Source organism: Desulfobacterales bacterium (genome assembly GCA_021647905.1).
GTDB lineage: Bacteria > Desulfobacterota > Desulfobulbia > Desulfobulbales > BM004 > JAKITW01.
Genome location: JAKITW010000108.1, coordinates 1 through 5,535, shown reverse-complemented (window position 1 = coordinate 5,535; position 5,535 = coordinate 1). Strand labels below are relative to the sequence as shown.

The following is a 5,535-nucleotide window of genomic DNA, read 5'->3' as shown; positions in this document are numbered from 1 at the left end:
TTTGAAACAACTTCGGCATGATATGCTTATGGCTTCCGAATCGCCGTTGCGGCGAAGCGAGTTCCTGCTTGATAGCCTGTTTATGAACAGCCGGCCCTTTTCAATGGAGCGGCCGTTGGTAGAAGAAGACCCCCTTTCCCGACAGGAGGGGGTTTACTGAATGTCTACAAAGGCGGGAGCCCGGAAGGGCCGGAATGAGCTGGGGCCTGGAAATTTTTGCAACCTTTCTGATCCTGAGATTTTGTACGATCCTGAGAACACCATACCTGATTTTTCTCTGGGCCGGATTTTTGTTCTTAAAACACACGAGCCCCTGAATCCGTGAACATTCGAGAACGGTGCGGATGCAAGGCGGCAACGATGTTGATTATCCTGGTGTGATATCAACGAGTTGCCAACGCGACAGCTGCGCCGTTATCAGGCGGGCCGCAGAACGGCGCGGTGAAGATCAGCAAATGCATTTATTCGGAAATAATACAATAACTTCCAGATATTGCATGGAATACAACCTCAAGCCGTCACGGCTTCAGAATTTCTTCCGCCGGCCGTCAGGCGCTCCGGGCATGCCATTCAGTGCCTTCCAGCCGCTTTTTCTTGATTTTCTCCAGCAGAGTGGTCCGCTTCAGGCTCAGCAGCCGCGCAGCTTCCTTTTTATTGCCGTCGGTCATGGACAGGGCCTGCCGGATCAAATGATTTTCAAATTCACAGGTAAGAGAGTTGAAATCAATCCCGCCCTTGGTCCAGGACACCTGCAGCGGGGGAGACGATATCTCGGGGAGAGGATTGCTTTCTTCCTTGGGATCCGGCTGGTACCTGGCGGGCAACTCCTTTTTCCCGATCATCCGGCCCTCGTAGACAATGGACATCCGCTGCACCAGGTTCTCCAGTTCCCGGACATTGCCGGGCCAGGGATATTGCCGCAGAACGTCGAGCGCCTGGCGGTCGAAACCGAGCAGTTTCCCCTTTTTGTAATTATTCAGGCGCTGGACGAATTTATTGATCAGCAGGGGAATATCCCGGTAGCGTTCGCGCAGGGGGGGAATGTTGATCGGCAGCACGTGCAGGCGATAATAAAGGTCCTCGCGGAAACTTCCGTCCGCCACCAGTTGATCCAGGTCCCGGTGGGTGGCCGCAATGACCCGGATGTCGACCTTGACCGACTTCAGCCCGCCCACCGGTTCGAACTCCCGCTCCTGGAGGACCCGCAGAAGTTTGGCCTGCAGGGTCGGGCTCATGTCGCCGATCTCGTCCAGGAACAGGGTGCCTTTGTCCGCGTATGCGACCCGGCCGACCTTGGACTGGGCCGCGCCGGTGAACGCCCCCTTGACATAGCCGAACAGTTCGCTCTCCAGCAGTTCCCCGGGAATCGCGGCGCAATTCAAGGGCACGAAGTTATTCGGCTGCCGGGCGCTCAGGCGGTGGATGGCGCGCGCCACCAGTTCCTTTCCCGTACCGCTTTCGCCCTGGATGATAACCGTGCTGGCATCGTCCCTGGCAACCTTGTCAATCAGGGAAAACAACCTCCGCATCTTCGGGGCATTGCCGATGATTCCGCAGAACCCGTCGCTCTTGCGAAACTTCAGCTCGGGCGGGGCGCTCCGGACCACTGCCTCGGCATACTTCAAGGCCCGGGTTGTGACAATCGCCACTTCGGCAAGGTTGTAGGGGGATTGCACATAGAAAAAGACCCCCTGGTTGAGGATATCACAGACCAGTTCCCGTTCGCCCTCCGGCACCACGGCAATGGTGATCACCCCGGGGTCCAGCCGGTGCACCTTGCGGAGCAGATCCTGGCCGCTCTTTCCCGGCAGAAAGAGATCGCTGATCACCAGGCTGACACTACCGCTCTTGAAGATCCTCAACGCCTGTTTCGGACTGTTGCTCTCAACAACAACACACTCGATCTGTTTTCGAAGATATTTGGCAAGTCTGCAACGCTTCTCGTCATCGGCATCAACCAGCAGGATGCTCCTCAAATTTTCCACGCATACTCCTTACATATGTAGCGGGCCTGCAACGCTTCTCTCAATATCAGCAAGCAAAATATTCCTTGCGGTGGATAATTCGGCCTGACAAAGTGTACTTCCCCGGATCACACGGCTGACAGGGCCGGAAAACCGGCAAGGCCGCGCAACCCCGGCAAGAACAACTTCCTGCCGCATCCCCTTCCATTTTCATATCAATCTGCAAAATAACCACCGGCCGGGCCGTGGTTTCCAAGCCAATCTAGCCATGATCCTCCAACATGTCAAAATTTTGTCTCGCCTCCTGGCCATGCCCGCGCAGCGCCGCAGGACTCGGCCTCGCCAATTTCATCCCATCCTCTCCATTACCTTTTCAAAGTCTCGCTCAAGGGCCAGAAACGCCTTGCAGATTTCCGGATCAAAATGGGTCCCATTCTCCTGCATAATCATTGTTTTCGCCGGTTCGTGGGCAAACCCCCGCCGGTAACAACGGTCCGAACGAAGCGCATCGTAACAGTCAGCCAGGGCCATAATCCGCGCCGAGAGCGGGATATTGACACCAGCGAGACCAGTGGGATAACCGGAACCATCCCACCATTCATGGTGGTGCAATGCAATTTCTATACCCATCCCCATAACGGTATTCTGGGGATAGTTGTTACAAACATCCTCCAGATTGGCCGCGCCGGTATCAGTATGGGTCTTAATCACCTCGAACTCGGCCGGGGTCAGTTTGCCGGGCTTTAACAGGATGCTGTCCGGGATGGTAGCCTTGCCGATGTCGTGAAGGGGGCAGGCCTGCTGCATGCAGGCAATGAAGTCCGCTGAAATATGCGCTGAATATTGCGAATCCCGCCGGAGAGCCTCGGCCAGCAGCCGGCAGTATTCCCGTATCCGCTCCAGACGCCTGCCCGTATCCTCCTCCCGGGCCTGGGCCAGCCTGGCAAGGGCAATAATCGCCTCCTGCTGCGCCGACAACAGTTGCCGCATCTCTTCTTCCCTGACATTCCGGGCGACCAGTCTCTTCTGAAGCAGGTGCAGTTTGACGTGTGTCCGGACCCGCGCCTCCACCTCCTCGAAATGAAACGGTTTGGTGATATAATCCACCCCCCCCAGATGAAAGGCCTTGATCTTGCTTTCCGTGATGTTCAGACCACTGATAAAGATAACCGGTACGTCCCTGAGCCTGGGGACCTGCTTGAGCCGTTCGCAGATCTGACAGTCCTCTATCCCGGGCGTGAGAATGTCCAGCAGGATAAGATCCGGCTGGTCGACTCCAGCCGCGGCAAGGGCCGCCGTGAGGTTGGCGTATCCGACAACCGCGAAATCGCTTCTCTCCAGCATCTCGGTAAGCACGGAAAGAACCTGCGGAACATCGCCCACAATCATGATTTTTGTTTTACCGGGCCCTTGTTCCGTATCAACCATGCCTTTCCCCGTTGAAATCCGACTCCGGAATATGTAATAAAAGGATTTGATGCCGAACGTTCACAAGAGGCTATATATCGCCGGGCCAATGGATCAACTGCAATGCCAACCCCCGGTCACCGGACCCGGGAGGGACCAGTTCCAAGGCCTGGTCCTTTCAGGCCCCGGGATCAACTGCATGCAGAAATTGCCGGTACGTCCATCCCCGTTTATGCTTATACTATATGTTATGCATGGTTGCATCAATTTTTTTTGTTCCATCCCCATGTCAGTATATATAATAGGATGAGAACTTACGAAGAAATATTACTGCGTAATAAATACTTTACATAGTAGCCTGTTTTATATTATTAAGTTAAATATGTTCGACAATAATACAAATATTGAGTCTCTTTTGAAACTGCTCGGCCAGCGTTTGAAAGAGGCGCGCCTGGCCCGGAACGAAAGCCAGGAATTGTTCGCCCAGCGGCTCGGACTGACGCGCCAGTCATACAGCCGGATGGAAAAGGGCTCCCCGCAGACCCTGATCGGCAACTGGCTGGCCGCCAGCAGCATCCTCGGCAGGCTTGACGATTGGAAAGATGTGCTGGCCGAAAAAGAAGACCTGTTTGCAAAGTTTGAGAAAAAGAGCAGTAAGCGGCAACGGGCCGGTGGCAAACGAAAGAAGAAGATATGATCCGACTTGATGTCTGGCTGACCTTGCCATCAGGAGAAAGCATCAAGGTAGGCGCCTTGGTTGCCGGTGACCCCGATCCTGTCAGGGGCGACTTACAGGGACAGTTCCGTTACGCTCCCGCGTTCCTGGAACACCCGCGGGCCTTTCCGCTCGATCCTCTGCACCTGCCGTTGTCCATGGAAATTCTTGAAGCGGACCGGCCACGTGCCGGGGTACATGGCGTTTTTGAAGACAGCCTGCCGGATGACTGGGGCCGGAGGCTGATGATCCGCCGTTATAAGCTGGGACGCAATGAGCAGCGTGTTCCAGATTTGTTACGGCTGCTGGGCAACCAGGGGCTGGGGGCCTTGAGCTATGCGGAGGAAGGCCGGCCGGAACTGAAAACAACCGGGGTTTCCAGCCGACACCTGCGGAAACTGGCATTGCTGGCGGAAAAATTCGAACGAGAACCCGCTGCCGCTGCCGACGATGAACTTTCCCTTTTGTTCCAGGCCGGCAGTTCCCCGGGTGGGGCCAGGCCCAAGGCCTTGGTAGAAGATGAAAACGGATCATACCTGGCAAAGTTTGCCAGCGCCAGGGACCAACTGGACGTGGTAAGTCTGGAGGCCGCGGCCATGGAACTGGCCCGCCGAGCGGGAATCGAAACTGCCGAGACCAGGCTCATGCCTCTGGGCCCCAGGAAATGTCTGCTGGTGAAACGATTCGATATCAACGATGCGGGTGGCCGCAACCACCTGGTCAGCATGCAGACACTGCTAAAGGCCGATGGCTATTACAATGTCGGCTACCGGGATCTGGCGGAAGTTATCAAGCACATTTCATCACAACCGGGACAGGATCTCCACAGGCTGTTCCGACAGATGGTGTTCAATGTGATGATCGGCAATACCGACGACCACCTGAAGAATTTTCTAATGCTGCACGACAACACCGGATGGCGACTGAGCCCGGCCTTCGATTTAATACCGAACATCGGCTCCAACCGCGAACACGTTCTGCGCGTCGGGCTTGATAACAGGCCGTCGAATATTGAAACTCTTCTGGCCGAGGCCAAACTATTCGGGATAAAACAACGGCAGCAGGCGGCGGATGTGATTGAGGAAATTCATGAGGTGGTTTCTGGATGGAGTGCGGTTTTCACTGTATGTGATATAGCAGAAAAAGATGCTGATGTAATCGGTAAGGATATCGGTCAGCGATTGAAAAAAACTGGTCGTTCCTGTTCCTGAATATCCTTGTCCGCTCGATTCCCCGGCCCATGATATGATGCAGGGTTCCAGGAGCGTCTATACATGCTTTTCTTGGCATAATAATTTCTTTATACTACATTAACCCCACAAAGAAACGCATGAAATCATGAACGTTATATATAGAAATAACAAAAGGTTAAGCCTTCACATTGTAAAGAAATAAAAAATATTTTATCAGCTGTAAAAAAGAGAAACCTCCTGTTAAGAAATAGGTGCC

4 protein-coding genes are annotated in these 5,535 nt (G+C 54.4%); 2 read left to right on the top strand and 2 right to left on the bottom strand.

Translation table 11 applies throughout. The features are described from left to right. Positions 1–548: 548 nt before the first annotated feature. Together L3J03_12030 and L3J03_12025 are read right to left on the bottom strand one after the other, a co-directional pair. Positions 549–1,985: a sigma-54 dependent transcriptional regulator gene (locus tag L3J03_12030; GenBank protein MCF6291709.1), complete on the bottom strand. Its 1,437-nt coding sequence runs from the start codon at positions 1,983–1,985 to the stop codon at positions 549–551. Positions 1,986–2,312: 327 nt separating this feature from the next. Next, positions 2,313–3,392, bottom strand: coding sequence for a response regulator (locus L3J03_12025; protein MCF6291708.1), 1,080 nt, complete (start codon positions 3,390–3,392; stop codon positions 2,313–2,315). Positions 3,393–3,786: 394 nt separating this feature from the next. Between L3J03_12025 and L3J03_12020 the strand changes: the two genes are divergently transcribed. Together L3J03_12020 and L3J03_12015 are read left to right on the top strand one after the other, a co-directional pair. Further along, on the top strand, positions 3,787–4,068 hold the full coding sequence (locus tag L3J03_12020; protein MCF6291707.1) for a helix-turn-helix domain-containing protein: 282 nt from the start codon (positions 3,787–3,789) through the stop codon (positions 4,066–4,068). Continuing rightward, positions 4,065–5,297 carry a type II toxin-antitoxin system HipA family toxin gene (locus tag L3J03_12015; protein MCF6291706.1) on the top strand — a complete coding sequence of 411 codons (1,233 nt, stop codon included), beginning with the start codon at positions 4,065–4,067 and terminating at the stop codon, positions 5,295–5,297. The genes L3J03_12020 and L3J03_12015 overlap by 4 nt, the downstream gene beginning before the upstream one ends. The last annotated feature ends 238 nt before the right edge of the window (positions 5,298–5,535 follow it).

Excerpts from the sequence above, each read along its gene's own strand:
- L3J03_12015 (MCF6291706.1), top strand. The coding sequence starts at position 4,065 with ATGATCCGACTTGATGTCTGGCTGACCTTGCCATCAGGAGAAAGCATC.
- L3J03_12025 (MCF6291708.1), bottom strand. The coding sequence starts at position 3,392 with ATGGTTGATACGGAACAAGGGCCCGGTAAAACAAAAATCATGATTGTG.